The organism is Acidovorax sp. Root275, from assembly GCF_001428965.1.
Lineage (GTDB): Bacteria > Pseudomonadota > Gammaproteobacteria > Burkholderiales > Burkholderiaceae_C > Acidovorax > Acidovorax radicis.
Genome location: NZ_LMJH01000010.1, coordinates 852,195 through 879,193 on the forward strand (window position 1 = coordinate 852,195; position 26,999 = coordinate 879,193).

The window sequence follows — 26,999 nt, forward strand, 5'->3', positions numbered from 1 at the left end:
CCTTGAAAAATCAGCGGGTGGCAGGCTGTGCGACAGCGCCCTGCGAGCCCATGAGGCGGGTGTTGCGCACTTCGGTGAAGTACATCCAGATGAGCGAGACCCACACCACGCCATACATCAACATGAAGGCGCTGGAACGGATGCCGGTGAGGTCCATGAGCGCACCAAACAGGATGGGCAGGATGAAGCCGCCGAGGCCACCGGCCAGGCCCACGATGCCGCTGATGGCACCGATGTTCTTGGGATAGTCATCGCTGATGTACTTGAAGACACTGGCCTTGCCGAAGGCCCACGAAATGCCCAGCAGGAACATCAGGCCGGTGAACGCGTAGACGTTGAGACCCAGGTGGAAAGTCTTGGGGCCGTTGACAGTGAGGATGGTGAAGTCGGTCTGTGGATAGCTCAGCAGGAACAGGCAGATCCAGCTCACCCACATCACCCACCAGGTCACGCTGTGGGCGCCGTACTTGTCGCTCAGCATGCCGCCGATGGCGCGCAGCACACCACCGGGTAGCGAGAAGCAGGCCGCCAGCAAAGCCGCCACGCGGATGTCGAGGCCAAACTCGCCCACGTAGTACTGCACCATCCACAGCGACAGCGCCACGTAGCCGCCGAACACGATGCTGTAGTACTGGCAGTACTTGAGCACCTTGGGGTCCTTGAGCGCCTTGAGCTGGTCGGTGAACTTGACGCTGCTGGGCACCAGGTGGGCCGGGTCGCTGTAGCTGAAGAGCCAGAACAGCACCACGGTGCCCAGCATGATGGCCGCATACACCTGCGGCACCATGGTCCAGCCAAAGGCCACCAGCAGCACCGGAGCCACGAACTTGTTCACGGCTGCGCCCGAATTGCCCGCGCCATACACCCCCATGGCCGTGCCCTGGCGGTGCTTCGGAAACCAGCGTGCCACATAGGGCGTGCCCACCGAAAACGAGCCACCTGCCAGGCCCACAAACAGGCCGATGGTGAGAAAGTGCCAGTATTCGGTGGCGTAGCCCATCATCCAGATGGCAGGCACGGTGGTGGCCATCACCGCAGTCATCACGATGCGGCCACCGAAGCGGTCGGTCCAGATGCCGAGCGGCACCCGCACCAGCGAGCCCGTGAGCACGGGCATGGACATGAGCAGCCCGAACTGCGTGGAGTTCAGGTTGAGCATCTTCTTGATGGGAATACCGATGACGCCGAACATCATCCAGACCATGAAGCAGACGGTGAATGCGAAGGTGCTGACGATGAGCACCGACCAGGCCTGGCGGGTGCGCTGTGGGCTGTCGCCCGGGGGCAAAATGGTGTGTGCCATTGCGCGGTTCCTCTTCTCTTTGCGTATGGCGGTATCGTCCCGCTTTGGGCACGCACTGCCTATCCTTCGCAAGGACACCTGGGGCGCGGCAGAAGGACTAGTCCAGGCCTACGCCACCGCGCCGACCCATCGTCCGAAAGAACTATGGATGGATGACCAGGCAGGCGCGCGCAGCGGCGGGCCGGTTCGAGAGAGGAAATGCAGGGGAGGGACAGAGCACCAAGGCCCGCGGGCGCAACGCTGCAGCGGCGATGGGCTCCGCACCGAAAAAATTCAGCAAAAAATGCCGCCAGCGCTTGATAGGAAAGCGCAAATAGCTATTGAAAATATAGCAAACCCACGCACAGGCGACCGCACGGCCGTGCGCGCAGCGAATCCGCTATTCGGCTACTCCGCGCGCTGGCGGTCTGAGGCGTAGACCGCAGCCTGCACGCGCGAACTCAGGCCCAGCTTGCGCAGGATGTGCTGCACATGGATCTTGACGGTGGTCTCGGCGATGTCGAGCGTGCGCGCGATTTCCTTGTTGCTGGCACCCCGCGCGATCTCGCGCAGCACGTCTTCCTCGCGCGGCGACAGGGGCGCTGCGCCATGGACGGCCTCGGGCGGCTGCGCGGGCGCGGCAGGCGCTGCGGGCGCGGCAGACATATTGGGCGCAATGAGCGCTGCCGCCTCGGCAACACCTTGCGACTGGAACGCTGAGACCAGCTTGCCCATGAGTTCGGGGCTCACCACCGGTTCGCCACGGGCCGCGCGGCGGATGGCCTGGGCCAGCAGGTCGCCGTCAATGGTCTTGAGCAAATAGCCCTGCGCGCCATTGCGCAGCGCGGCGGCCAGGTCCTGCCCGTCTTCGCTCACGGTGAGCATGAGCACGCGCGACGCAGGCGACACCTCGCGCAGGCCCCGGATGGCGTCCACGCCCATCACGCCGGGCAGGTGGTTGTCCAGCAGGATCACCTGGGGCTGCAGCTGGGGCGCCAGGCGCAGCGCCTCGGCAGCGTCACCCGCCTCGCCCACCACCTGCAGGCCCGCGTCCTGCCCCAGCAACGCGATCAGTCCCCGGCGGAACAGCGTATGGTCGTCCACCACCAGCAGCGTCACCGGCGGTGGCGCCGGGACGTGGGGGGCCACACTAGCAGGTGTTGCGAAAGGGATGGTGGAGGTCGTCATGGAGTGAGTGTTGCCACCCGGCCGTCGGCCAAGGCGGGGGGGAATTCGCCGCCAAAAGCGGCGCCTTGGTCGATGTGCTCCGCAGCAGGACACGGCGCAGGCTGGGCTGGCAGGGTGGTGGCGGAAGTCACCGTGGGCAGTTCGATGCACACGCGCGTGCCCTGGCCCGGGGTGGATTCGACTTGCAGGACGGCACCCACGCGGTGGGCCCGCTCGCGCATGATGCCCAGGCCCACATGCAGCGAATCGGGCGGCACCGTGGCCACGTCAAAGCCCTTTCCGTTGTCCTGCACCTCAAAGCGCCAGCGCGGATGCCGGTGCACCAGCAGGTCCACCCGCGTGGCACCCGAATGCTTGCGCACGTTCGACAGCGCCTCCTGCACCATGTGCAGCACCTGGATCTGCAGGTCGGGCGCCAACGGCAGGCCGTGGCCCACCATGCCCAGCGTGGTGGCCGTACCGGTCTGGTGTTCGAACTTGGACAGCGTGGCGCGCAGGGCAGATTCGATGTCCTCATCGCTGGTGCGAGTGCGAAAGTGCACGAGCAGCTCGCGCACGTCGGAATAACACTCGCGCACGCCCACATCCAGCTCGCCGATGCTGCGGTCGCGTTTGGCCTCGTCACCACGCTTCACGGCGTCGCGCAGCAGCTGCGTCTGGATCTTGAGGAAAGCCAGCGACTGGGCGATGGAGTCGTGCAGCTCGCGCGCCAGCATGCCCCGCTCTTCGGCCACGGCAGCTTCGCGCTCCAGGGCGTTGGCGCGCAGGCCTTCCATGGCGCTGGCCAGGTGGCGCGTCATGGCTTCGAGCAGGTCGCGCAGTTCGTCGGTCAGCTCGACGGGCGATCGGAAGAACAGGTCCACCTCGCCCAACAGGCGCTGCTGCATCTGCACGGGGATGGTCACCATGGTTTCAAAACCCGCTTCGCGGCAGTGGGGCAGCGCGACGTGGGTGGACGGCGTGATGGGGATGACCCGCGTGCGCGCCTGGGCCTGGGGCTGGCCGCACAGGCAGGTGCCGGTGTGCAGGCAGTGCTCGCCCTCGGCCATGGAGCGCGGCAGACCGTCTGCGGCCAGCAGCACATAACGTTCGTTGGCCTCGTTGGACCAGCGCACGGCGGCCGCATCGGCCCCGGCCACACGGCGGATCTGCTGCACGAAGCCCTGGGCCAGAAGCTCCAGGCTGCTGGCGGTGGAGGCCAGCGCACTCACCTCGTACAGTGCGGCCAGGCGCTGGTTCTGCACGGCGATGCTGGCCGTCTTTTCGCGCACCTTGTGCTCCAGATCGTCGTGCGATGCCTGCAACGCGTGCGCCATGAGATTGAAGCCCGCCGACAGCTGGCCGAACTCGTCATCGGTATCGACCGGCAGGCGCGTGCCCAACTCGCCCTGGCGCATCCGGGCCTGGGCCTGCTGCAGGCGCGCCACCGGGTTGATGACCAGCAGATAGCTCACGGCCATGAAGGTCACGGCGGCCACAATGGCCAGCGCCATCATGAACAGCTGGAACAGGTGCAAGGCCGCCGTCCAGCCCGCGATCTGGATTTCGATGGCATCGACAAACCCATCCACCTGCTGCACAAACGCATCGGCCTGCGCCAGTGTCTGCGCGCGGTCGGGCGGCTGCGTGGCCACCCAGCCGCTGCGCGCCTGCGCCCATTGGGTGCGAATGGCCTCAAAACGCGTGCGGGTCTCGTCGCTCCAGGGCACGAACAGCGGGCGCGACGGATCACCCGTGCGCAGCAGATCCAGGCTCGCGTCGAACAGGCGGGCGCGCTCCTGCACCGCCTCGGCCGGTTCGGTCTGCAGCACCAGCACCATGCGCAGCATGTTCATGCGCAGGCGCCCGGCCTCGTTGACGGCGGCAGCCCCGCCTTCGAGCTTCCAGGTCACCCACAGCGTGAGGCTGATCGAGGCCAGCGCCACCAGCAAAAAGCCCGCGCCCATGGCCAGCAGTTTGGTGGTCAGTGTGGGCTTGGTGCGCATGCAGGGCAGTGTAGGCACCGAGCTTGCGCCGACTCTTGACCTAGGTCAAGGCTGGCCCGCGTAGCATGGCGCCATGCAACGACCCACACGCTCCCCCCTGCGGACATGGCTGGCACTCGGCGGCACCCTGATGGCGCTGGCGGGCTGCGCGGGAGCCCCGCCCCCCGGCACCCTGACCGGTACCCTGGCCGCCACCCAGCCTGCCCCCCCATGGCCCGACCGCCTGCAGGCCCTGCTCCCCGCCGATGTGCTGCTGCTCGGCGAGCAGCACGATGCGCCCGACCACCAGCGCCTGCAGCGCGAAGCCGTGCTGTGGCTGGCGGCCCGGGGCCAGCTTGCCGCCGTGGTCCTGGAAATGGCCGAGAGCGGGTACCACACCCGGGCGCTGGCGCGCGACGCCACCGAAGCCCAGGCCCAGGCCGCACTGCAGTGGAACGATGCCGCCTGGCCATGGAAGGCCTATGGCCCCGTGGTCATGGCGGCCGTGGCCGCAGGTGTGCCGGTGCTGGGTGGCAACCTGCCCCGCGCCCAGATGCGCGCCGCGATGGGCGAAACCGCCTGGGACCAGCACCTGCCGGCCCCCGCACTGGCGTTGCAGTACCAGGCGCTGCGCGACGGCCACTGCGGCCTGCTGCCCGAATCGCAAATCCCGCCCATGGCCCGTATCCAGATCGCCCGCGACGCGAGCATGGCGCGCACCGCCCAGGAGGCATTGCGCCCCGGGCAGACGGTGCTGCTGGTGGCCGGGGGCGGCCATGTGTTGCGTGGCCTGGGCGTGCCCACCCACTGGCCTGCCAATCTGGTATCAAAAGTGGCCTTGACGCAAGCAGGAAAAGCGCCAACAGCTATCAAAAATGATGCAGATACGGTGATCAACACCCCCGCCCTGCCCCCGCGCGATGCCTGTGCAGAGCTGCGCGCAAAATGGCGCCCGGCGTCCTCAGCGCCTTGAGGTGATCTATGGGACTGCTGGCAGCGGCTGCGCCCGCAGCAGCGCCGCGAAGTCATCGGCGGGCACGGGACGGCTGCACAGGTAGCCCTGGTACGAATCACAGCCCCGCTCGCGCAGGAAGGCCAGCTGGCCGTCGGTCTCCACCCCTTCGGCCAGCACCGACAGCCCCATGCTGTGCCCCATGGCGATGATGGCGGCACTGATCGCCATGTCGTCCTCGCTTTGCGGAATGTCGCGGATGAAGCCCTGGTCGATCTTGAGCACGTCGATCGGAAACCGCTTGAGCTGCGCCAGCGACGAGTACCCCGTGCCAAAGTCATCCACCGCAATGCGCAAGCCCAGGGCGCGCAGGCGCATCAGCACCTGGCGCGCCTCCTCGGTGCGCTCAGCCAGGGCGGTTTCGGTGATCTCCAGCTCCAGCAGCTCGGGCGGGAAGCCCGAATCGGCCAGTGCGCCCGACGCGCAACCCGCCAGGTCCGTCAGGTGGAACTGGCGCGGCGACACATTCACCGCCAGCGTGAGTTCCGGCAGGCCCGCCAGGCGCCACTGCTGGCCCTGGCGGCAGACCTCGCGCAGCACCCATTCGCCCAGCGGGCCGATCACGCCCGAGGTTTCGGCCACCGGGATGAAGCGCGCGGGCGAGATCAGGCCCTCGTGGGGGTCGTTCCAGCGCACCAGCGCCTCGGCCCCCTGGATGCGGCCTGTGGCAATGTCCACCTGCGGCTGGTAGTACATCTGCAGGTGGCCCTGCGCCAGTGCCAGGCGCAGGCGCGACTCCAGTGCCAGCCGCTCACGCGCGGCCTGCGTCATGGCTTCGTGGAAGAAGCACCACGCGCCCCGGCCCCGCGCCTTGGCGCCGTACACGGCCGCGTGGGCGCCCTGCAGCAGCAGCTCGGTGGTGCCCGCATGTTCAGGAAACATGCAGATGCCCACACTCACCCCCGCCACCACCTCGAAACCGTCGGGCGAACGCCAGGGCTCGGCCACGGCCGTGATCAGGTGCCGCGCCACGGCAGCGGCGCCGTCGGAATGGCGCAGGTGGCGCGCCACCACGGCCAGCTCGTCCCCGGCCAGCCGCCCCATCACGTCACCCGGCCGCAGGGCCGACTGCACCTGCCGCGCAATGTGCTTGAGCACCTCGTCGCCCGTGGCATGGCCGTAGCTGTCGTTCACATCCTTGAAACGGTCGAGGTTGAGCAGCAGCACCGCAAGGTGCTCGCCACTGGCGCGCGCCGACTGCACGGCCTGCTCCAGCTGGTGCCCGAACCAGGCGCGGTTGGACAGCCCCGTGAGCGCGTCGTTGTGGGCCAGGAACTCCAGCCGCTGCTGCTGCACTTTTTCTTCGGAGATGTCCGTGAACATGCACACGTAGTGCGTGATCTGGCCCGCAGGGTCGCGCACGGCCGACAGGGACATGTGCTCCGGAAAAATCTCCCCGTTCTTGCGGCGGTTCCAGATCTCGCCCTGCCAGTGGCCCGTCTGGCGCAGCGTGCCCCACATGGCCTCGTAAAACGCCTTGTCGTGCCGGCCCGACTTGAAGACACGCGGCGTCTGGCCCAGCAGCTCGTCCTCGGTGTAGCCCAGCAGGCGCGTGACCGCGGCGTTGGCCGACAGGATGCGGCTTTGCGCGTCGGTCACCACCACGCCCTCGATGGTGTTGTCCACCACCGTGGCGGCCAGGCGCTGGCGGGCCTCGCTGTGCTTCAGCGCGGCGCGTGCGGCCTTGATCTCGTCCAGGTCCTGCACCACGCAGACCAGGTGGGCGGGCTCGGCGTCCGACACGGGCACCAGCGTCACGGTGCACAGCACCGCCACCTTGCGGCCATCGCCCGGCCGCAGGCAGTCACGCTCGCCCACGTAGTGGTCGATCTCGCCCGCCAGCAGGCGCGACAGCTGTGCCGCCGCCCAGTCACTATCGACCGCCAGCATCACGTCGCGAAAGTTCAGGGTGCACACCCGCTCCAGGGATGCGCCCAGCAGGTCACACAAGCGTGCGTTGGCCCACAGGAAGCGCCCGTCCGGTGCTACCCGCGCAAACCCGGCCGGCGCATGGCGCACGATCTGCGACAGCTCCCAGGCCATGGCCAGACGCACCTTCTCGGCGCGGCGCATGCGCCGCAGCATGCACCAGGCAAGCACGCTGGTCAGCAGCACATAGCCCCAGCCCTTCCAGGTCTGAAAGCGCGTGAGCAGCGCCGGGTCGCTCACCCAGCGGGCCAGCAGCACGTCGCCCACGAACACCCAGGCCACCCCGAGCACCAGGTACAGCAGCATCCCCCGCCAGGGGACAATACGCGAGGCATCGCTCGGATTGGTCATTGATTTCCCCGTTCAATAGAACGTGCCCACGATCTCCCAGGGGCCGTCAACACGTTCTTAGCCATGCTGCGACAATCGCACCGCTATGACCAACGCCTACATACTTACCCTGTCCTGCCCCGACCGCCTGGGGCTGGTGCATGCCGTCTCGGGTTTTCTGCTGGAGCACAGCGGCAACATCGAAGAAGCCGCGCAGTACAACGACCACGATACCGGCCTGTTCTTCATGCGCGTTCAGTTTGCCTGCGATCAGCACGACCACGCAACGCTCAAGGCCCGCCTGGCCACGTTTGCAGAGCCCTACAACATGCACTGGCGTCTGCACGCAACAGCTGCGCCCATGAAAACCGTGCTCATGGTCAGCAAGGAAGGCCACTGCCTGAACGACCTGCTGTTCCGCTGGAAGAGTGGCCTGCTGCCCATCGACATCCGCGCCATCATCAGCAACCACCGCGACTTCTACCAACTGGCGGCCAGCTACAACGTGCCGTTCCACCACATTCCGGTGACCGCTGCCACCAAGCCGCAGGCCGAAGCCAAACAGTTGGAGATTATCGAGGCCGAAGGGGCCGAACTGGTGGTGCTGGCGCGCTACATGCAGGTCCTTTCTCTTGATCTGTGTCAAGCTTTGGCCGGACGGGCCATCAACATCCACCACAGCTTCCTGCCCAGCTTCAAGGGCGCCAAGCCTTACTACCAGGCCCATGACCGGGGCGTGAAGCTCATCGGCGCCACGGCCCACTACGTGACGGCCGACCTGGACGAAGGCCCGATCATCGAGCAGGACGTGGCCCGCGCCGACCACACCGACACGGTGGAAGACCTGACCGCCCGCGGCCGCGACACCGAAAGCCAGGTGCTGGCCCGCGCCGTGAAGTGGCACAGCGAGCACCGCGTGCTGCTCAACGGCCACAAGACCGTCATCTTCCGCTAGTCCGTTCTGCCCCATGGCCACGGCAGCACCGTCCTCCTTCCTCAGCAGTGCGGCGCGGCGCATTCCGCCGATCCAGTGCCTGCTGACGTTTGAAGCCCTGGCCCGCCTGCGCAGCGTGACGCAGACCGCCGAGGAGCTGTGCGTGACGCCCAGCGCGGTGAGCCACCGCGTCAAGCAGCTCGAACAGATCCTGGGCGTGCGGCTGTTTGGCCGCGCCGATTTTTCGCTGACCACCGAGGGCAGCGCCTACCTGGCCCACGTGCGCGAAGGGCTGGGCGCGCTGCAGCGGTTTCCGGGTGCGGCATCGGCGCCGGGGCGGCGGCGGCTCAAGCTGGCCGTCACGCCCACGTTTGCGCGCACCATCCTGATCCCGCGCCTGCGGCAGTTCACCGAGGCCTACCCCGAGATCGACCTGGCCCTGCAGGTGTCCATCCCGCTCCTGGACGTGGTGGCCGAGGATGCCGACCTGATGGTGCGCTTTGGCCCCGGCCACTATGCCGACGTGGAGCATGTGGAGCTGGCGCGCGATGTGGTCACCCCCCTGGCCTCGCCCGCTTTCGTGCGCGAACACGGCCCGTTTGACCGGCCGGAAGACCTCGAAGGTGTGGCCCTGCTGCGCAGCCCGCTGGAGCCCTGGCGCACCTGGTTTGCCGCCACGGGCCTGGACTGGGCCGAGCCCAGCGAGGGCTCGCAGTTCAACGACATCGGCCTGATGTGCGACGGTGCCGCCGCCGGTATGGGCGTGGCACTGGTGCGCCTCAAGCTCGGCGCACCGTGGCTGGAGAACGGCACGCTGGTGCGCCTGTTTGCCACCGACACCGCCAGCCCCCACGCGCACTACCTGTGCTGGCGCACCGGCACCATGGACCGCTGGGAGTGCGCGGCGTTTGCCGAGTGGCTGCGCAAGACCATGGCCTGAACACCCATTTATTGGTGATTTTGGCCGCCAGCGCTTGTCCATAAAGCGCAAAAGCTATAAATTCAATAGCATTCCTGAAGTATCCAGCCTTCACCTGTGGCGCTCAGGACTCCAGATTCCCACAGCCCGCCTGCCGCAACCACCGGGCACGCGCCTTTCACATCTCGCCTGTCTCTTGACCCCTCCACCCCCTCACCACGCCGTGCCGCAAGACGCCCACTTCAAGAAGAGATACCCCACGCTGGAGCAGAACGCGGTGCTCAATGCCACGGCGCGCGCGGTGCTGGTCAACGCGCTGGCCGGCACGGGCAAGACCACCACCCTGGCCATCAAGGCTGCGGACCTGATCCGCACCCAGGGGGCGAGCCGCATCCTGATGCTCGCGTATTCGGAGGCCGGGCTGGCGGCCATTGCGCAGCGCCTGGAAAAGTTCGTCCCCACCATTCCCCGCCAGGTCCAGATCATGACCGTGGAGCAGCTGTGCGCCACCGTACTCAAGGAACAGGGCGACCCCCTGGTGCGCGTGACCGAGCCCCTGCACAAGAGCCTGCTGGTGCGCCAGGCCCACGCCGCGCTGCTGCAGGACGACGCGCTGGACGGCGACCTGGACAGCGCGGCCGAAGTCGGCGACTTCCGGTCGCGCGATCTGGACGTGCAGGCCTTCATCGACTTTGAAGCCCAGGCCAAGCAGCGGCTGCTGCTGCGCGCCATCGACCAGTCGGAGCTGGGCGCCCGGCCCTACTGCCGCGAGCACCAGCTCGACTACGGGCTCTACCAGCTCTTGGTCAAGTACGAGCGCCTGCGCAGGGGGCTGAACAACGAGCCGCAGTTTTACGCACCCGGCGACTGCACGTATGAAATCGCCACGCAGCTCGGCGAGCTGGATTTTGGCGAGGCCTTTGCGCCGCTGCAGGGCCGCTTTGATGCCGTGTTGTTCGACGAACTGCAGGACCTGGACGAGGCCGCCATGATGGTGCTGCGGACGCTGGTGCAGGGCGGCAACGGTCTTTTTGTCGGCGCGGGAGACTTCAACCAGCACATCCTGCCCGGCGCGTTCTCCGTCTTTGGCGACAGCCTGGCCCGCATCCGGCAAGAGTTGCCTGCAGACACGCAGGTCGTCGCCCTCAACACCACCTACCGTTTCGGCAACGCCATCTGCCAGGGGCTCAACCCCTTGTTCGGCGTGGAGTTTTCGGCGCACTACCCCACCAAGCCTGCCGCATTTGAGCGGCGCAGCTACACCGACGACGAGGACTGCGCCCGGCAGCTGCTGGCGATCCACGACGCCGTGCTGCACCAGCCGCCCCCACCGTCGCAGTCGGCCCATTCGACCCATTTGCCCGGCAGCCCCACGGCACCGTGCCTGAACGTGGTGCTGCGGTCGCCGGAAGACTCGATCCTGCTCGAATGGATGTTTGCCCATGAAGGCGTGCACTACGCCTGCAAAGGCATGAAACGCTTCTACCAGCGCCGCGAGATCGCGCTGGTGCTCGCCATCATGGGGGCCATGCAGGGCTGCGGCGACGGGGTACGGCTCACCCAAGGCATTCTAAGCAGCGCGATGGAAGGTCTGCTGCGCTACGTGCGGCGCGGCAGCCAGCCCGACCAGGATATGCTGGCCAATGGCGCTTTCGACATGCAAGCGCTGGTGGAAGACTCCCCCGCCGAAGTGGACACCCGCGTCGTGGCCGCAGAACTCATCGGCAAGCGGGACCTGGTGCGCCGATTTCTGGTGCGCGCCAGCTTCAACCCCCAGGCCCCGGTGGCTTCGCCCCTGTGCGAACAATTGCTGGCCTTGCCCCCCGAGGCCTGTGCGGACGCCGGGCAACTGTGCGGGCACCCACTGGTGCTTCAGCTCTTTGCGCAGGCGCCCATCAGCCCGGACGAGCTGCGCTACTGCACAGACAGCCTCGGCGCACTGGCCCGCATCTGCGCCGGGTTGTCGGTGGACGAATTCCTGGGCCGGCTGGCGCTCATGGTGCAGGCCAGCATCCAGCAGCACACGCAGCAGGAAGCATCGAGCCTGCAACTGCTGACGGTGGAGCGCTGCAAAGGGCATGAATACGACTATGTGGCCGTACCCTTGGTAGAACGCGGGCGCTTTCCGCGCAGCGCCGCCCGACAAGACGCCTACCGTGAGCGCAACATGCTCTATGTCGCCATGACGCGGGCCAGCAAACGCCTGTGGCTTCTGGAAGGCAGCCAACGCCCGGTCAGCCCCGGGCCGGTGTGAGGGGGCTGCGGGCTCTGCTCACAACAAAATTTCTAGTCAAATTGGCCTTCAGCGCTTTATCCAAAAGCGCTAATAGCTATATAAATCATAGCAAACAGCCACATCCAGGCCATTTCACAGACTGCTGCAAGAAAACTCACGCTCCCGCGCGCAGCCTTCCTCTACAGTGGCAGCCATGAACACTGCCGCCCAACCCACCGCAGCCCTGTCCGAACGCGCCGCACGCCAGGCCGAGGTTGTCCTGGCCCTGGGGCGTGTGCTGCCCGCACACGCGCTGCTCTGGCACACCGAAGACACCACGCCCTACGAATGCGACGGCCTCACCGCCTACCGCCAGCGCCCGCTGGTGGTGTGCCTGCCTGAAACCTACGACGAAGTGCAGGCCGTGCTGCAGGTCTGCCACCGGCTGCAGGTGCCGGTGGTGGCGCGCGGCGCGGGCACGGGCCTGTCGGGCGGCGCCATGCCCCACGCCCTGGGCGTGACGATGTCGCTGGCCAAGTTCAACCGCATCCTCAACCTGAACCCCGAAAGCCGCACGGCCGTGGTGCAGTGTGGCGTGCGCAACCTGGCGATCAGCGAGGCGGCGGCACCCTACAACCTCTACTACGCCCCCGACCCCAGCAGCCAGATCGCCTGCACCATCGGCGGCAACGTGGCCGAGAACTCCGGCGGCGTGCATTGCCTGAAGTACGGCCTGACGGTGCACAACGTGCTCAAGGTGAAGGGTTTCACGGTGGAAGGCGAGCCCGTCGAATTCGGCAGCGAGGCACTCGACGCCCCCGGCTACGACCTGCTGGCCGCCGTGATCGGCAGCGAAGGCATGCTGGCCGTGACCACCGAAGTGACGGTCAAGCTCATCCCCAAGCCCCAGCTGGCGCGCTGCATCATGGCCAGCTTCGACGACGTGCGCAAGGCGGGCGACGCCGTGGCCGCCGTCATCGCGGCCGGCATCATCCCCGCAGGCCTGGAGATGATGGACAAGCCCATGACCGCCGCCGTGGAAGACTTTGTCCACGCAGGCTACGACCTGACTGCGGAAGCCATCCTGCTGTGCGAAAGCGACGGTACGCCCGAAGAGGTGGAAGAAGAAATCGGCCGCATGAGCGAGGTGCTGCGCGCTGCAGGCGCGACAGCCATCTCCGTCAGCAACGACGAAGCCGAGCGCCTGCGCTTCTGGAGCGGCCGCAAGAACGCCTTCCCCGCCAGCGGCCGCATCAGCCCCGACTACATGTGCATGGACTCGACCATCCCGCGCAAGCGCCTGGCCGACATCCTGCTGGCCATCCAGGAGATGGAAAAGAAATACCAGCTGCGCTGCGCCAACGTGTTCCATGCGGGCGACGGCAACCTGCATCCTCTCATCCTGTTCGACGCGAACGACGCCGACCAACTGCACCGCTGCGAGCTGTTTGGCGCGGAGATTCTGGAGACCAGCGTGGCCATGGGCGGGACGGTGACGGGCGAACACGGCGTGGGCGTGGAAAAGCTCAACAGCATGTGCGTGCAGTTCACAGCCGAGGAGAACGCGCAGATGTTCGGGCTGAAACATGCGTTTGACCCGGCGGGGTTGCTGAACCCGGGGAAGGTAATTCCTACGCTGAACCGGTGTGCGGAGTACGGGAAGATGCTGGTGCGCGGGGGGGCGATCAAGCATCCGGATTTGCCGAGGTTTTGATGGGTGGCGACCCGCCCCCTCCGGCAACGCGGGATTGATTTCTCGGCCCTACGACCGGCCACAAAACGACGGGCCACGCGGCAGAATCTAGTCAACGCAAGCTGCGCCAAGCGCTTCATCCGTCGAGTTCTTCCATTCGTGCGTTAGTCGCTAATTCCAGCGGAATTGCGGCTCACCAAAAAGTTAGCCACATGTCAAACACAACCGCATCCTTCGCGAGAGCTTCAAGCGCCAAGGCGTTTCTCTGCCTTCTGTTCAGGCATGAGAAGTATCTAGACTGGGCTGTTTCTCACGGCATGGCAATCAACCTTGAGGCTCAGGATCTGCGACTGGCCTTTGACGCAGGCAAGTTCCCCCCCGCAGGGTGGGAGGTTGATGCCCGCTTGAATGCGGCCGTCCATGCCCACGAGCTGAAGCGAGGATTGTTCTCGGCCCTCGCTACAACACTTGCTTTTGCAGCTGCAGGCCTTGCCCTAGCTGCAATTTCGGGCAAAGTTCATCCGGGTCTACCTTGGGATTGGGGCAAAGTACTCAGCGTGGCAGGAGGACTCCTCGCCGCTTGGGCCACGCTATTTGAACTAGGCGGGTACCGCGAAACCTTTAGTGGAGAGTTGTTGCATGAGCAATTGCGACCGTTCTTCTTTCGGGCAGCATTTCTGCCCGGACTCTTCTTCGCAACCGCTGGGCAGTTATGGTGGCAATGAGGGAGGATTGAGCCGGTCGCACTAGGCGAATCGCGTCGGCAGATCGCGGTTCGCGGTTCGCGGTTCGCGGTTCAGCTTCACGGCTCAACGACAGCCCCTTGGTACCAGTGACAGTTCGTGGCGGATTGCATCCAGCAAAATCCCCGACAATCCGCAGCCCCAACCGTCCACCCTCCCCAACCATGCCCAGCGACTCCGCCTCCACCCTCCTCCAATCCGGCAACGCCCTGGTCTCCCAGGCGCAGGCCGTAGCCACGCAAGACTTCGCAGCAGCACGCGCTTTGTGGTGGCAGGCGGGGGTGCTGTTTCAACGGGCGCACGAAGCCGATCCCACGCTGCACTCGGCCGCGTTTCGCTTGGGTCAAGCATGGGTTGCCGAAGCCCATGCGCTGCAGAAAGAAGGCTCAGAAGATGCGACCGCGATGTGGCGACAGGCAGCACTGCAGTGCGAGGTGGCCTTCGCTCTCGACCCACACCATGCGGTGACGGCCATGCATATCGCCAGTTGCTACGCCTGGGCGCAAGACGCCGAGGCCAAGCAGGCGTGGGCGCAGATTGCGCAGCATCTGCAGGAAGAACACGCAGCCAACATGGCGGCGGATGAGGCGGAACGCTAGCCGACGCCAGCTCAAGCGCGGCCGAGCAACGCGATGGCCCGTGTGGCTGTTCGGCTCCCCCACCCCTGCTGGCTGCGCCTGCGGCGGGGCGGTTGCGGGGTGAGCATGCGCGCCGGAGCGCGCATGCCTCGTGAACTGACTCGCCGTGGTTGTCCGAGCGGCGCTGCGCAGCAGCAAAGCGAGTTCCACGGCGCACCCCGCAACCGCCCCGACGCAGGTTTGCCCCGTAGCGAAGCGCAGGGGTCGCAGATTGGGGGTCGCCTTTCTTTTGGGTACTTTTCTTTGGCGAAGCAAAGAACAAGTACCTCGCCCGCCGGGGCGAGTCCCGGCTTCCGCACTCAACACAAGCATGCTTTTCTAACCAGCACGCCCAGGTTTCGACAAGCTCAGCCCGAACGGTTGGGGTGGAGTGCCCTGGCTTCGACAGGCGCAGCCCGAACGGGTGGTCAACTGCCCACCACCGCACGCCAAATCTCCCCCGCATGCGACACCACAAACAGCACCAACCCAATCAACCCACCCACCACCGTCCCATTGATCCGGATGTACTGCAGGTCCTTGCCAATGTTCAGCTCAATCAGCTGCGTCATCTCCTCGGTATCCCACCGCCGCACCGTCTCCTCAATGTGCTGCGCAATGAACGCCGACACATCCGGCGCCAGGTCCTCCACCCAACGTTCCAGCCGATCATTGAACGACTGCCTGAGCGCCGCATCCCCCGCCAGAGACTCCCCCAGCCACAACCCCAACTTGCCCACCTGCCGCGCAAACACCGAATCGGCATCGGCCAAGTCGCGCTGCAACGCACCTCGCAGGTCCTGCCACAGCGCCTGCACATAGCCACCCACCGTGGCATCGGTCTGCAACCAGGTTCGAATCTCCTCACCCTTGTGCACCCACTCCGGGTCACTGCGCAGGCGCTCGATAAAACGCTGCACCGCCGCATCAAACTGCGCGCGCAAGGCATGCTGCGGGTTGCCGGCGACGTCGGCCATCACGCTCTCCAGAGCGCGTGCCAGCAGGGCCGAGCCCTTGTCGCCCAGCCAGTCGCTGGGCAACAGCTTTTCGGTGCGCGGGTGGTCTTTCTTGAGCCACAGCACGATGGTCTGCGCCACCCAGGCGCGGGTTGGTTCGTTCTGCAGCAATTCGATGAGTTTCGCCAGCACGTCGTCCAGCAGTGCCTGGTGACGGCCGTTGTGGGTCAGGGTGTCGAGCACCGCCGCCAGGGCACGCGACATATCCACCTGCCCGATCAAGGCACGCGCGGCCTTGTGGATGAAGCGCTCCACCTGCGCGTCCTGCACCGTCTCCAGCGCAGCCGATGCCAGGCGCGTGGCTTGGTGCCCCAGCAGCGCGGCGTTGCCGGGGGCAGTCAGCCACTGCGCCAGCCGCTCGGCGGGGTCGTGCCGGCGGATCAGCGACACGAGCGAAGGCACATCCAGGAACTTGTCGCGTACAAAGGTGGCCAGGTTGCGGCCGATGCGCGCCTGGTTGCGCGCGATGACCGCGGTGTGCGGAATGGGCAAACCCAGCGGGCGGCGGAACAGCGCCACCACCGCGAACCAATCCGCCAGCGCGCCCACCATGGCGGCCTCGGCCATGGCCTTCACGCAGTTGAGCCACAGGCCGCGGTCGACCACGCTGGTAGCCACGAACACCGCCGTGACCAGCAGCAACAAGCCCAGGGCCTGCCGCTTGGCACGCCGCAAGGCGAGGGTTGCGCTGTCAGCTTCGGCGCTCATCAGGCCTGACCCGCCGACTTCGACGGCAGGCCGTCAGGCAGCCGCCGCAATCTGGTCCAGCGCCTTCGACAGATGGCCCACGCTGCGGTCCACGTTGTGCCACTTCTCCAGGCCAAAAAGCCCGATGCGGAAGGTTTTGAACCCGGGCCCTTCGTCGCACTGCAGCGGCACGCCCGCAGCGGTCTGCAAACCCACTTCCAGAAACTTCTTGCCGTTCTGGATGCCGGGGTCGGTGGTGTAGCTCACCACCACGCCAGGGGCCTTGAAGCCCTCGGCGGCCACGCTGGGGAAGCCACGCGATTCGAGCAGTGCGCGTACCTTGGCGCCCAGCTCGATCTGCTCGTCGCGCACCTTGGCAAAGCCGTAGGCGCGCGTCTCGGCCATCACTTCGGACAGGCGCACCAGCGCGTCGGTGGGCATGGTGGTGTGGTACGCGTGCTGGCCCTTTTCATAGCCCTCGGCGATCTGCATCCACTTCTTGAGGTCGCACGAGAAACTGCTGCTCGTGGTGCCGTCGATGGCCTGCCGCGCGCGCTCACTCAGCATCACCATGGCGCAGCAGGGCGAGCCGCTCCAGCCCTTTTGCGGCGCGCTGATGAGCACATCCACGCCGGTGGCCTGCATGTCCACCCACATCGCGCCCGAGGCAATGCAGTCGAGCACAAACAGCGCGCCCACCTCATGGGCAGCGGCTGTCAGAGTGCGGATGTAGTCGTCCGAAAGGATGATGCCGCTGGCCGTCTCCACATGGGGCGCGAACACCACCTTGGGTTTTTCGGCGCGGATGGTGGCCGCCACCTCATGAGCTGGGCAGGGTGCCCAGGGTGCCTGCGGGCCATCGCCCTGGCGGCGCGCCTTGCACACCACCGCGCCACCGCCCAGGCCCGTGTCGGCATCAAAGATCTGGCTCCAGCGGTAGCTGAACCAGCCGTTGCGCACGATGAGCACCTTTTCCTTGTTGGCGAACTGGCGGGCCACGGCCTCCATGCCGAAGGTGCCGCTGCCGGGCACCAGCACGGCGGTGTGGGCGTGGTAGACCTCTTTCAGCGTGCCCAGAATGTCCTGCACCACGCCGGTGAAGCGCTTGGACATGTGGTTGAGCGCGCGGTCGGTGTAGACCACCGAAAATTCGAGCAGGCCATCGGGGTCGATATCGGGCAAAAGGCCGGGCATGGGCAATCTCTCCGTTGAACAAATCAGCGGGTCAGCTTATCACCACGTGTCCACGAAACGGTGCCCCAGCTGCGCCACCTGCGCCGATGCCAACCCGCGCGCCAGCCACGCCCGCGTGTCAGCCGGGTCGATCACCGCGTCGATCTCCAGCGTGGCGGCCATGTGCATCGCCTCGCCATTGGCGTAGGACTTGGCCAGCAGCTTGGCAAACAGCGCATCGCGCTCGGCGCCTTCGGGCAGCGCCTCCAGCTCCTTGCGAAAGCCCAGGCGCACTGCGCCTTCGAGCCCCATGGCGCCGAACTCTCCTGTGGGCCAGGCGACAGTGAACACGGGCGCATGGAAGCCCCCGGCCGTCATGCCCATGGCACCCAGGCCGTAGCCCTTGCGCAGCACCACGCTGAAGGTGGGCACGCGCAGGCTGGCGGCGGTGACGAACAGGCGGCTCACGTGGCGCACCTGGGCCGTGGCTTCAACCTCGGGGCCGACCATGAAGCCGGGCGTGTCCACCAGACTCACGATGGGCAGACCATGCGCGTTGCACAGCTGCATGAAGCGCGCGCCCTTGTCGGCCGCATCGGCGTCGATGGCGCCACCCAGGTGTTGCGGGTTGTTGGCCAGCAGGCCCACGGGGCGGCCTTCGATGCGCGCGAGTGCGGTGTGGATGCCCGCGCCAAAGCCGGTGCGCAGCAGCAGCAGGCTGCCGTCGTCCACCAGGCCCGCCATCGCCGTGCGGGTGTCGTACACGCGCAGGCGGTTCTCGGGCACCACGGCGCGCAGCAGGCGCTGGTCGGGTGCAGACCACTGCGATGTACGGCCCTGGAAGAACGACAGGTAGTGGCGCGCGGCCTGCACCGCACCGGCCTCGTCCTCGACCAGCACGTCGATCACGCCGTTGGCATGCTGCACGCGGCTCGGGCCGATCTGCTCGGGCTTGAAGACGCCCAGCCCGCCACCTTCGATCATGGCCGGGCCGCCCATGCCGATGTTGCTGCTGCGCGTGGCGATGATCACATCGCTGCAGCCTAGCAGCGCCGCGTTGCCCGCAAAACAGCGCCCGGCCGCGATGCCGATCACCGGCACCTGGCCCGACAGCGCGGCGTAGCTGGCGAACGTGTGCACGTGCAGGCCTGCCACGATGGGCATGTCGGTATCGCCCGGGCGGCCGCCGCCGCCTTCGGCCAACAGCACCACTGGGAGCTTCTGCGCCAGGGCGATGCCCAGCATGCGGTCGGTCTTGGCGTGGTTGCGCGCGCCCTGGGTGCCGGCCAGCACGGTGGCGTCGTACGACATGACCACGGCGCGGGACTGCTCGGGCCCGAAGAGTGCGCCGTTGATGCCGCCGATGCCCGTGACCATGCCGTCGGCGGGCGTGTTGGCGATCAGGTCCTGAAGGCTGCGGCGGCGCGTCTGCGCGGCAATGGCCAGCGCCCCGTATTCGATGAAGCTGCCGTCGTCGCACAGGTCGGCGATGTTCTCGCGCGCGGAGCGGCCGCCTTGTGCGTGGCGCTTGTCCATCGCCTCGGGGCGCGCGGCGTCGAGCGTGAAGGCGTGGCGGTCGATCATGCGCTGCAGGTCGGCACGGATGTGGTCGGGGTCGTGCGCAGCGCTGCCCTGCACTTCGACATCGGCCGCCTCATCCACCGCGTCCAGCACCAGCAGCGGCTGCCCCTGCGCGACGTAGCCACCGGCCACGGCCAGCAGCGCGCCGACGCGGCCCGCGTGTGGGGCCAGCAGCACATGCTCCATCTTCATGGCTTCGAGCACGGCCAGCTCGGCGCCGGCGGCGACCACGTCGCCCTCGGCCACGCTCAGTTGCACCAGGCGGGCGGGCATGGGAGCCAGCACTGCGCCGTCAGGGGTGTCAGAGGCAATATTTGGGTCGTTTTGCCCTGTAGCGCTAGTCGAGTCTGCCTTAATAGCTATATTTTTAGTAGCAACCAGAAGCTCTGGCAGCACCGACTCCAGCCAGCGCGTGTGCACCTGCTGGCTCTCCATTTCGGGCCGTGTTGCCAGCGCCTGCAGCAGCGCGAGGTTGGTGGCCACACCGTCGATGCGGCACTCGGCCAGCGCGCGCTGCGAGCGGCGCAGCGCATCGGCAAAACGCGGGCTGCGTGTGTGCACGATGAGCTTGGCCAGCAGCGTGTCGTAGTGCGGCGACGGCGTGGCGCCTGCTGCGCCGTGCGTGTCCACGCGCACGCCTGGGCCTGCGGGCAGGTCAAAGCGGCTGAGCGTACCGCTGCCGGGGGTGGCGTTGCCCTGTGCGTCCAGCGTCTCGGCGTTGATGCGCCACTGCACGGCAAAGCCCAACACGGCAGGCGGTGCGGCAGGGTCGAGGCCGATGTCTTGCAACGTGCGGCCCGCGGCCAGCGCGATCTGCGCCTGCACCAGGTCCACGCCGGTGACCTCTTCGGTGATGGTGTGCTCCACCTGCAGGCGCGGGTTGCATTCGATGAAGACAAACGGCAGGTCGCTCGACGCCAAGTCCACCAGAAACTCGAAGGTGCCCAGGCCTTCGTACTGCACCGCCCGCGCCATGGACAGTGCGGCGGTGGTGATGCGCTCGCGCAGCGCTGCGGGCAACGAAGGGCTGGGCGCGATCTCCACCACCTTCTGAAAGCGCCGCTGCAGCGTACATTCGCGCTCGCCCAGGGCGATCACCTCGCGCCCATCGCCCAGCACCTGCACCTCGATGTGGCGGGCGTTGCCCATCAGGCGCTCCACGTACACGCCGTCCACACCAAAGGCGGCCTGCGCCTCGCTGCGACAGCGCGCGTAGGCAGCGGGCAAGTCATCGGCCGACGCCACCGCGCGCATGCCGCGCCCGCCGCCACCACCGATGGCCTTGATGACGATGCCAGCATGGGCGTGCTGCGCAAAGAAGGCCTGCGCCTCCTGCAGCGTCACCGCCGCCTGCGTGCCGGGCATGAGCGGCACGCCCTGCTGCTGCGCCAGCGCACGGGCCTGCGCCTTGTCGCCGAACAACGCGAGCTGCGCAGGCGTGGGGCCGATGAAGCGCAGCCCCGCCTCGGCACACACACGGGCGAAGTCGGCGCGCTCGCTCAAGAAGCCGTAGCCCGGGTGCACGGCATCGCAGCCCTGCGCCTTGGCAATGTCGATGAGGCGCGCACCGTCCAGGTACGCCACAGGGCCGGTCGACCCCAAGGCCACGGCCGTGGTGGCCGCGTGCACGTGGGGGCCGGCGGCGTCGTCGTCGGCAAACACGGCCACGCTGGCGATGCCCAGGTCGTGCAGGGCGCGCACGGTGCGCAGCGCGATTTCGCCCCGATTGGCAACCAGCACTTTGGTGAACAGAACAGAAGATGGCATGGGGCAGTCGCTATATTTTGTATAGCTGCCAGCGCATATTCATCCGGCGCCAGCAGCCGATTTCTCGTCAGATCACGCAATATCCCTTAGCAGGCGGCGCAGCACCTTGCCCGCGCCCGTGGCGGGCAGCGCATCGATGAAACGCACCTCGCGCGGGGCTTTGTAGGGCGCCATGTTCTCGCGGCACCAGGCCACCAGGCCGGCGGCGTCCACCTCCTGGCCGGACTTCTTGACGATGAAGGCGCGCACCACCTCGCCCTTTTCCGCATCGGGCACGCCAATCACGGCGGCCTGGGCCACGGCGGGGTGCTTGATGAGCAGGGTCTCGACCTCTTCGGGGAACACGCTGTAGCCCGATACCTTGATCATTTCCTTGAAGCGGCCGATGAAGGTGAGGTAGCCGTCCGCATCGATCTTGCCCATGTCGCCGGTGTAGACCCAGCCGTCACGCAGGGTCTTGGCCGTGGCCTCGGGCTTGTTCCAGTAGCCCTTGAAGTTGCCGGGGCCGTGGATGGTGATCTCGCCCACCTCGCCGGTGGGCAGCGGCGCGCCAGTGTCGGGGTCGACGATGCGGATGGTGTTGCCCGGCACGGGCTTGCCCTGGGTGCCCCAGCGGATGGCGTCCACCGGCATGGCGGTGTCCACCGTGTGGGTTTCCGACAGGCCATAGGCCGCCTCGTGGGAGATGCAGTTCGGCGCGAACTGCTGCCACTGCAGGGCCAGCGCCTCGGTGAAGGTGATGCCAAAGCTGGTGACCGGGTTGCGGCGCAGCGCGCTCCAGTCCATGTCGCGTGCGCCCGGCACCTGCATCAGGGCGCCATTCATGGGCGCGATGCTGTACCACCAGGTCACGCGGTGGCGCTCCAGCGCCTGCGCCACGCCCAGTGGGTCAAAGCGGTACAGCAGCACGGCGGTGGCGCCGGTGTAGACGGGCAGGTTCACGCCCATCACCATGCCCGCGATGTGGTACAGCGGGGCCACCGCCAGCAGCGTTTCGTGCGGCGTCATGCCGTTGCAGTCGGCCGATGCAGCGGTCTTGAACGTGGCGTTGCCGTAGCTCAGCATCGCGCCCTTCGGTAACCCGGTGGTGCCCGAGGTGTAGGTCATCAGCGAGATGTCGTCCATCGACAAGGCCACCGGCGCAGGCCGCGCGCCGGTGCGGGTGGCGGCCAGGAAGTCTTCGCAGCCCGCAGGCACCGGCGCCATGGCGGCGCGCATGGCCAGCAGCTCGGCGGGTACCTCGATGCTGGGCGTTCCCTCGGGCAGCAGCTCGGCATAGCGCACCACAAACACCTGCTGCAGCGCGGTCTTGGCGCGCACCTTGTCCACCACGGGCAGCAGCACATCGGCCGCGACGATCACGCGCGCCTGCAGGTCGGTGAGCTGGTATTCCAGCTCATGCTCCTTGTTCAGCGGCCCGCAAGGACAGACGATGGCGCCGATCTTCTGGATGCCGTAGTGCGCCATCACGTACTGCGGGCAGTTGTTCATGAACAGCGCCACGGGCTCGCCCTTGGCCACACCCAGCGCCTGCAGGCGCGCGGCAAATGCATCGCTGGCCGCATCAAGCTGCGCCCACGTGAGGGGCTGGCCGTACCAGAGGTAGGCGATGTGGTCGGGCGTTTCGCGCGCGTGGCGGCGCAGGTGTTCGTGCAGCGGCAGCTGCGGTGCGGCAGAAGGCATGGCGTTGTCTCCGAGGTGTCTGGAATCGCTGGTTCTTGGCGGCCACTCAGGGTTTTCTCTGAGCGCCCTCACCCGCCAGCGTCTTGCCAATATATACCGCTCGGTAGAACAATGCTACCCATGGGTATAACTCCAACGTCGCGCAAAGGACACCGATGAACCAGCAGCCCCCCGTGCAGGCCAGCGGCCGCCAGAAGGCCGCCACGGCCGGGTCGGACGAGAAGCGCGAACGCATCTTGCGCGCAGCCGAGGCGCTGTTCGATGCGCAGGGCTACGCCAACACCACCATCGAGCAGATCGTGCAGCAGCTGGGCGTGACCAAGCCCTTTGTGTACTACTACTTCCGCAACAAGCAGGAGATCTTCGAGACGCTGTCGTGGGCGCCTGCCGTAGCGTGTTTCACTGCGATGGACTTTGCGGCGGACGATGACCGGCCTGCCCATGTGAAGGTGACGGAGGGCATCGAGCGGCTGATCCGCGCCACGCTGGCGCACCACCCGTCGGCGTTCTTCCCGTACCGCGAACCGCAGGTCTACCGGCCCGAGTACCTGGCGGCGCAAAAGGATCTGGCGAACCACTTCTACGACCGGCTGTGCGCGCTGCTGGAGCAGGGCCGCGACGACGGCATGTTCGAGTTCAACGACACCAAGATCACCGCGCTGGCCGCATGCAGCCTGCCCGGCTTTCTCTACAACTGGTACCGGCCCGACGGCCGCCTGTCGCAGGACGAGGTGGCGCGGGAGCTGGCACAACTGGCGTGGCGCGTGCTGGGCCTGCGGCGCACCCGCAAGCGGGAAACCGCATAGCACCCCACGCTCCTCTGCGGCGGCGCCCCATCAGACCAAGACAAACCTTACTACGACAGGAGACAAAGACACCATGAATACCGCCTTCCTCACCACCCCACTGGCCGCCGCGGCAGCCTTGCTCATCGGCACGGCCGCCAGCGCGCAGGAGACCTTCAAGGTCGCCTATATCGACCCGCTGTCGGGCCCGTTCGCCAACGTGGGGGAGCTGATGCTCACGCACACGCAGTACGCCATCGAGGACATCAACGCCAAGGGTGGCGTGCTCAAGGGCGTGAAGCTGCAGCTGCTGCAGTTCGACAGCAAGCTCTCCGCGCAGGAGAGCCAGAGCGCGCTGCAGGCCGCCATCGACCAGGGCGCCAAGGCCATCGTGACCGGCGGCTCGGGCTCATCGGTGGTCACGGCGCTGGTGCAGGCGGCAGCGCGCCACAACCAGCGCAACCCGGGCAAGGAGATCCTGGTGCTGAACCACTCCTCCATCGACCCGGAGTTGACAGGCAAGGCGTGCAACTTCTGGCACTTCCAGTTTGAAGCCAACACGGCCATGAAGATGAAGGCGATTGCCAACTACATCAAGAAACAGCCGGACATCAAGAAGGTGTATCTGCTGAACCAGGACTACGCGCACGGCAAGCAGTGGGCGCACTACGGCCGCGAAATGGTGGGTCTGGCGCGGCCTGACATCCAGTTCGTGGGCGAGGCGCTGCACCCCATCGGCCGCGTGAAGGACTTCGCGCCCTACCTGGCGAAGGTCAAGAGCAGCGAGGCCGATTCGATCATCACCGGCAACTGGGGGCAGGACATGACGCTGCTGCTGAAAGCCGCGGGCGACGCGGGCTACAACCTGCGCTACTTCAACCACAGCGCGGGCTCCATTCCTGGCACGGTGCTGGCGGTGTCGCAGGCCAAACAGGGCCAGCTGACCTGGGTGGCCGAATGGCACCCGGGCCAGGCCGATACGCCCAAAGTGGATGCGCTCGCCAAGGCCTACAAGGCCAAGACGACCAAGGACTTCCTTGCACCACGCATCGAGATGACGCCACGCTTTCTGGCGGCGGCCATCAACAAGGCACAGTCCACGGACCCGGTGAAGGTGGCACGCGCGCTGGAAGACCTGACCATCGACTCGGTGGTGGGCCCCGTGCGCATGCGCGGCGAGGACCACCAGCTGCTGCTGCCGCAGGTGGTCAACACCATCGCGCCGGTGGACGGCAAGACAGTCAAGGCCGGTTGGGAAGGCACAAACTACGGCTTTCGCACCGATGCGGCCTACACCGGCAATGAGCTGGCGCAAGGCACCGACTGCAAGATGAACCGGCCCTGACGCCGCGGCTCGGGAAGGGGCCGTAACCCCACAGCGGCAGCCGCCACGGAGCGCCGCTACCATGGCCGGTCATTGCATTCATTGACCCGACCCACAAGGACCGCGCCCATGCCCGACTTTCGCAGCGACACCGTCACCCAGCCCACGCCCGCCATGCGCGAGGCCATGTTCAAGGCGCCGCTGGGCGACGATGTGTTTGCCGACGACCCTTCGGTGAACGTACTGCAGGAGCATGCGGCGCAGCTGCTGGGCTTCGAGGCCGCGCTGTTCGCCCCCTCGGGCACGCAGACCAACCTGATCGCGCTGTGGGGCCACTGCCAGCGCGGCGACGAGGCCATCGTGGGCCAGAGCTGGCACACCTACCGCTGGGAGGCCGGCGGCATGGCGGTGCTGGGCTCCATCCAGCCGCAGCCGATTGAGACGCAGCCTGACGGCACCTTGCGCATTGCCGACATCGCTGCCGCCATCAAGCCGGACGACCCGCATTTCGCGCGCACCCGCCTGGTGGTGCTGGAGAACACGACCGGCGGCCAGGTGCTGCCGCCCGCCTACATCGCCGAGGTGGCCCAGCTGGCGCGCAGCCGGGGGCTGGCGATGCACCTGGACGGCGCACGCTTGTTCAACGCCGCTACGGCCAATGCGGCGCGCCACGGCACCGATGTGTATGACGAGGCGCGTGCGCTGTGCAGCCATTTTGACTCGGCGTCGCTGTGCCTGAGCAAGGGCCTGGGCGCACCGGTCGGCTCGCTGGTGCTGGGCTCGCGCGACTTCATCCGCCAGGCGCGCCGCACCCGCAAGATCCTGGGCGGCGGCATGCGCCAGGCCGGCGTGCTGGCCGCTGCGGGCCACTACGCGCTGGAGCACCACGTGCGCCGCCTGGCCGACGACCACGCGAACCTGGCGCGTCTGGCCCAGGGGCTGAGCGATATCAACCAGAGCCATCCGGTGCTGCAGGGCAAGATCACGGTCCACCCCTGGCAGACCAACATCCTCTTCACCGACCTGCATGCGGACGTGGCCCCGGCCTTCACGGCCTGGCTGGCCGAGCACGGCGTGCGGGTGACGAGCAGCCTGTACGGCGTCGCCACCCGCCTGCGCTGGGTGGCGCATCTGGATGTGAGCGAGGCGGATGTGACAGCAGCACTGGACTGCGTGGGGCGTTTCACCGGCAGGTAAGGCAGGAGCGGCGCCCCCCTACGTGCGCCTTTTCCCCACGCCGTTCAATACCGACACGCTTCAAGCCAGAGACCACCGCGCAAGGGCCGCCCCGCAGCGCTGGCGGTGCCCCCTTCCCGAATTGCGTAGCAATTCGAGAGAAGGGGCTGAGGGCCGCGGCTCCAAGCCTGCCTGCGCAGGCTTGGACGGCCTGAAGAGCTGCCGACTGCGGCGGCCAGCACCGAGGCGCGCAGCGCCACAGGGGGTTGCCCTCTAGTTTCTGCCGCCGAAGATGCCGGTGCCCACGCGCACGAGGGTGCTGCCGGCGTGGATGGCGGCCTCCAGGTCGGCCGTCATGCCCAGGGACAGGGTGTCGAAGCGCTCGAGGCGGGGTTCCTGCAGCGCCGCTATCTGGTCGAAAAGCGCCTTGGCGCTCGCATGAAGGGCGCGTTGTGCTTCAAATTCAGGAGCATGGTCCGGAATGCCCATGATCCCACGCACCACCAGCCGTGGCAGTTTCGCGACAGCGCGGACCAATTCCAATGCCTCAGTCGGCGCCACGCCCGACTTGGTGGGGCCGCCATCGATGTTGACCTGCACGCATATTTGTAACGGCGCCAGGTGCTCCGGGCGCTGGGCCGACAGGCGCTCGGCGATCTTCAGGCGGTCCACCGTGTGGACCCAGTCAAAGTGCTCGGCCACCAGGCGCGTCTTGTTGCTCTGGATGGGCCCGATGCAGTGCCACTGCAGCGCCACGCCGGGCTGGGCAGTGCGCAGGGCGACGATCTTGTCCACCCCTTCCTGGATGTAGTTCTCGCCAAAGTCGCGCTGGCCGGCGGCCACGGCCTCGGCCACGGCGTCGGCGCCAAAGGTCTTGGAAACCGCCAGCAGGGAAACGCCGGCCGGATCGCGCCCGGCAGCTTTGCATGCCTGCGCCATCCTGCCCAGAACCTGTTGGAGGTTGTTAGCAATCGTGGTCAT

Annotated in this window: 19 protein-coding genes; 10 read left to right on the forward strand and 9 right to left on the reverse strand. The window is 67.0% G+C overall.

Translation table 11 applies throughout. The annotated features are described in order from the left end of the window. Positions 1 to 10 precede the first annotated feature (10 nt). The 3 genes from ASE52_RS23225 to ASE52_RS23235 all read right to left on the reverse strand — a co-directional run bounded on the left by ASE52_RS23225 (position 11) and on the right by ASE52_RS23235 (position 4,455). Positions 11 to 1,303, reverse strand: coding sequence for a nitrate/nitrite transporter (locus ASE52_RS23225; protein ID WP_057229561.1), 1,293 nt, complete (start codon positions 1,301 to 1,303; stop codon positions 11 to 13). Positions 1,304 to 1,690: 387 nt separating this feature from the next. Further along, a complete protein-coding gene (locus ASE52_RS23230; protein ID WP_241777085.1) occupies positions 1,691 to 2,470 on the reverse strand; it encodes a response regulator in 780 nt (259 codons plus the stop codon). Beyond that, positions 2,467 to 4,455, reverse strand: coding sequence for a type IV pili methyl-accepting chemotaxis transducer N-terminal domain-containing protein (locus ASE52_RS23235; protein WP_057229565.1), 1,989 nt, complete (start codon positions 4,453 to 4,455; stop codon positions 2,467 to 2,469). The genes ASE52_RS23230 and ASE52_RS23235 overlap by 4 nt, the downstream gene beginning before the upstream one ends. A 73-nt stretch (positions 4,456 to 4,528) precedes the next feature. Here ASE52_RS23235 and ASE52_RS23240 point away from each other — a divergent pair, with 73 nt between their 5' ends. Then, positions 4,529 to 5,407, forward strand: coding sequence for a ChaN family lipoprotein (locus tag ASE52_RS23240; RefSeq protein WP_057229567.1), 879 nt, complete (start codon positions 4,529 to 4,531; stop codon positions 5,405 to 5,407). 6 nt (positions 5,408 to 5,413) lie between these two features. Here the strand turns inward: ASE52_RS23240 and ASE52_RS23245 are convergent, their stop codons facing one another. Further along, entirely contained in the window at positions 5,414 to 7,726 is a 2,313-nt protein-coding gene (locus ASE52_RS23245) for a bifunctional diguanylate cyclase/phosphodiesterase (RefSeq protein WP_057229569.1), read from the reverse strand. Between the two features lie 85 nt (positions 7,727 to 7,811). Here ASE52_RS23245 and purU point away from each other — a divergent pair, with 85 nt between their 5' ends. The 6 genes from purU (at position 7,812) to ASE52_RS23270 (ending at position 14,808) form a co-directional block, all read left to right on the forward strand. Next, the gene (gene purU, locus ASE52_RS23250) at positions 7,812 to 8,660 is read left to right on the forward strand and encodes a formyltetrahydrofolate deformylase (protein ID WP_057229571.1); all 849 of its coding nucleotides are present in this window, start codon (positions 7,812 to 7,814) and stop codon (positions 8,658 to 8,660) included. Positions 8,661 to 8,673: 13 nt separating this feature from the next. Continuing rightward, positions 8,674 to 9,579, forward strand: coding sequence for a LysR substrate-binding domain-containing protein (locus tag ASE52_RS23255; RefSeq protein ID WP_010463019.1), 906 nt, complete (start codon positions 8,674 to 8,676; stop codon positions 9,577 to 9,579). A gap of 175 nt (positions 9,580 to 9,754) precedes the next feature. Then, the gene (locus ASE52_RS23260; protein ID WP_241777086.1) at positions 9,755 to 11,812 is read left to right on the forward strand and encodes an ATP-dependent helicase; all 2,058 of its coding nucleotides are present in this window, start codon (positions 9,755 to 9,757) and stop codon (positions 11,810 to 11,812) included. A gap of 175 nt (positions 11,813 to 11,987) precedes the next feature. Further along, on the forward strand, positions 11,988 to 13,487 hold the full coding sequence (locus ASE52_RS23265) for an FAD-linked oxidase C-terminal domain-containing protein (protein ID WP_057229575.1): 1,500 nt from the start codon (positions 11,988 to 11,990) through the stop codon (positions 13,485 to 13,487). A 191-nt stretch (positions 13,488 to 13,678) separates the two neighbouring features. Beyond that, entirely contained in the window at positions 13,679 to 14,191 is a 513-nt protein-coding gene (locus ASE52_RS25870) for a hypothetical protein (protein ID WP_140426320.1), read from the forward strand. Between the two features lie 182 nt (positions 14,192 to 14,373). Continuing rightward, entirely contained in the window at positions 14,374 to 14,808 is a 435-nt protein-coding gene (locus ASE52_RS23270) for a hypothetical protein (protein WP_057229577.1), read from the forward strand. Between the two features lie 446 nt (positions 14,809 to 15,254). On the opposite strand, the gene ASE52_RS23275 is transcribed toward ASE52_RS23270, so the two are convergent. The 4 genes from ASE52_RS23275 to ASE52_RS23290 form a co-directional block, all read right to left on the reverse strand. Next, entirely contained in the window at positions 15,255 to 16,550 is a 1,296-nt protein-coding gene (locus tag ASE52_RS23275) for a DUF445 family protein (RefSeq protein WP_057229579.1), read from the reverse strand. Positions 16,551 to 16,583: 33 nt separating this feature from the next. Then, positions 16,584 to 17,723, reverse strand: a complete 1,140-nt coding sequence (locus tag ASE52_RS23280) for an aminotransferase class V-fold PLP-dependent enzyme (protein ID WP_057229582.1) — start codon at positions 17,721 to 17,723, stop codon at positions 16,584 to 16,586. Between the two features lie 39 nt (positions 17,724 to 17,762). Further along, positions 17,763 to 21,035, reverse strand: a complete 3,273-nt coding sequence (locus ASE52_RS23285; RefSeq protein WP_057229726.1) for a carboxyl transferase domain-containing protein — start codon at positions 21,033 to 21,035, stop codon at positions 17,763 to 17,765. Between the two features lie 87 nt (positions 21,036 to 21,122). Next, the gene (locus tag ASE52_RS23290; RefSeq protein ID WP_057229583.1) at positions 21,123 to 22,733 is read right to left on the reverse strand and encodes an AMP-binding protein; all 1,611 of its coding nucleotides are present in this window, start codon (positions 22,731 to 22,733) and stop codon (positions 21,123 to 21,125) included. Between the two features lie 155 nt (positions 22,734 to 22,888). On the opposite strand from ASE52_RS23290, the gene ASE52_RS23295 reads away from it, so the two are divergent. From ASE52_RS23295 to ltaE, 3 genes are all read left to right on the forward strand, one after another. Beyond that, positions 22,889 to 23,539, forward strand: coding sequence for a TetR/AcrR family transcriptional regulator (locus tag ASE52_RS23295; protein WP_057229585.1), 651 nt, complete (start codon positions 22,889 to 22,891; stop codon positions 23,537 to 23,539). Positions 23,540 to 23,612: 73 nt separating this feature from the next. After that, the gene (locus ASE52_RS23300; protein WP_140426321.1) at positions 23,613 to 24,863 is read left to right on the forward strand and encodes a branched-chain amino acid ABC transporter substrate-binding protein; all 1,251 of its coding nucleotides are present in this window, start codon (positions 23,613 to 23,615) and stop codon (positions 24,861 to 24,863) included. Positions 24,864 to 24,971: 108 nt separating this feature from the next. After that, the gene (ltaE, locus tag ASE52_RS23305) at positions 24,972 to 26,039 is read left to right on the forward strand and encodes a low-specificity L-threonine aldolase (protein WP_057229587.1); all 1,068 of its coding nucleotides are present in this window, start codon (positions 24,972 to 24,974) and stop codon (positions 26,037 to 26,039) included. Positions 26,040 to 26,291: 252 nt separating this feature from the next. Here ltaE and ASE52_RS23310 read toward each other — a convergent pair whose 3' ends face one another. Beyond that, entirely contained in the window at positions 26,292 to 26,999 is a 708-nt protein-coding gene (locus tag ASE52_RS23310; RefSeq protein WP_057229589.1) for a YggS family pyridoxal phosphate-dependent enzyme, read from the reverse strand.

What these genes read in the sequence shown, in the direction of transcription:
- ASE52_RS23235 (WP_057229565.1), bottom strand. Translation starts at nt 4,455, where the DNA reads ATGCGCACCAAGCCCACACTGACCACCAAACTGCTGGCCATGGGCGCG.
- ASE52_RS23255 (WP_010463019.1), top strand. Translation starts at nt 8,674, where the DNA reads ATGGCCACGGCAGCACCGTCCTCCTTCCTCAGCAGTGCGGCGCGGCGC.
- ASE52_RS23295 (WP_057229585.1), top strand. Translation starts at nt 22,889, where the DNA reads ATGAACCAGCAGCCCCCCGTGCAGGCCAGCGGCCGCCAGAAGGCCGCC.
- ASE52_RS23300 (WP_140426321.1), top strand. Translation starts at nt 23,613, where the DNA reads ATGAATACCGCCTTCCTCACCACCCCACTGGCCGCCGCGGCAGCCTTG.
- ASE52_RS23280 (WP_057229582.1), bottom strand. Translation starts at nt 17,723, where the DNA reads ATGCCCGGCCTTTTGCCCGATATCGACCCCGATGGCCTGCTCGAATTT.
- ASE52_RS23310 (WP_057229589.1), bottom strand. Translation starts at nt 26,999, where the DNA reads ATGACCACGATTGCTAACAACCTCCAACAGGTTCTGGGCAGGATGGCG.
- ASE52_RS23240 (WP_057229567.1), top strand. Translation starts at nt 4,529, where the DNA reads ATGCAACGACCCACACGCTCCCCCCTGCGGACATGGCTGGCACTCGGC.
- ASE52_RS23265 (WP_057229575.1), top strand. Translation starts at nt 11,988, where the DNA reads ATGAACACTGCCGCCCAACCCACCGCAGCCCTGTCCGAACGCGCCGCA.
- ASE52_RS23270 (WP_057229577.1), top strand. Translation starts at nt 14,374, where the DNA reads ATGCCCAGCGACTCCGCCTCCACCCTCCTCCAATCCGGCAACGCCCTG.
- purU (WP_057229571.1), top strand. Translation starts at nt 7,812, where the DNA reads ATGACCAACGCCTACATACTTACCCTGTCCTGCCCCGACCGCCTGGGG.
- ASE52_RS23230 (WP_241777085.1), bottom strand. Translation starts at nt 2,470, where the DNA reads ATGACGACCTCCACCATCCCTTTCGCAACACCTGCTAGTGTGGCCCCC.
- ltaE (WP_057229587.1), top strand. Translation starts at nt 24,972, where the DNA reads ATGCCCGACTTTCGCAGCGACACCGTCACCCAGCCCACGCCCGCCATG.
- ASE52_RS25870 (WP_140426320.1), top strand. Translation starts at nt 13,679, where the DNA reads ATGTCAAACACAACCGCATCCTTCGCGAGAGCTTCAAGCGCCAAGGCG.
- ASE52_RS23290 (WP_057229583.1), bottom strand. Translation starts at nt 22,733, where the DNA reads ATGCCTTCTGCCGCACCGCAGCTGCCGCTGCACGAACACCTGCGCCGC.
- ASE52_RS23225 (WP_057229561.1), bottom strand. Translation starts at nt 1,303, where the DNA reads ATGGCACACACCATTTTGCCCCCGGGCGACAGCCCACAGCGCACCCGC.
- ASE52_RS23245 (WP_057229569.1), bottom strand. Translation starts at nt 7,726, where the DNA reads ATGACCAATCCGAGCGATGCCTCGCGTATTGTCCCCTGGCGGGGGATG.
- ASE52_RS23275 (WP_057229579.1), bottom strand. Translation starts at nt 16,550, where the DNA reads ATGAGCGCCGAAGCTGACAGCGCAACCCTCGCCTTGCGGCGTGCCAAG.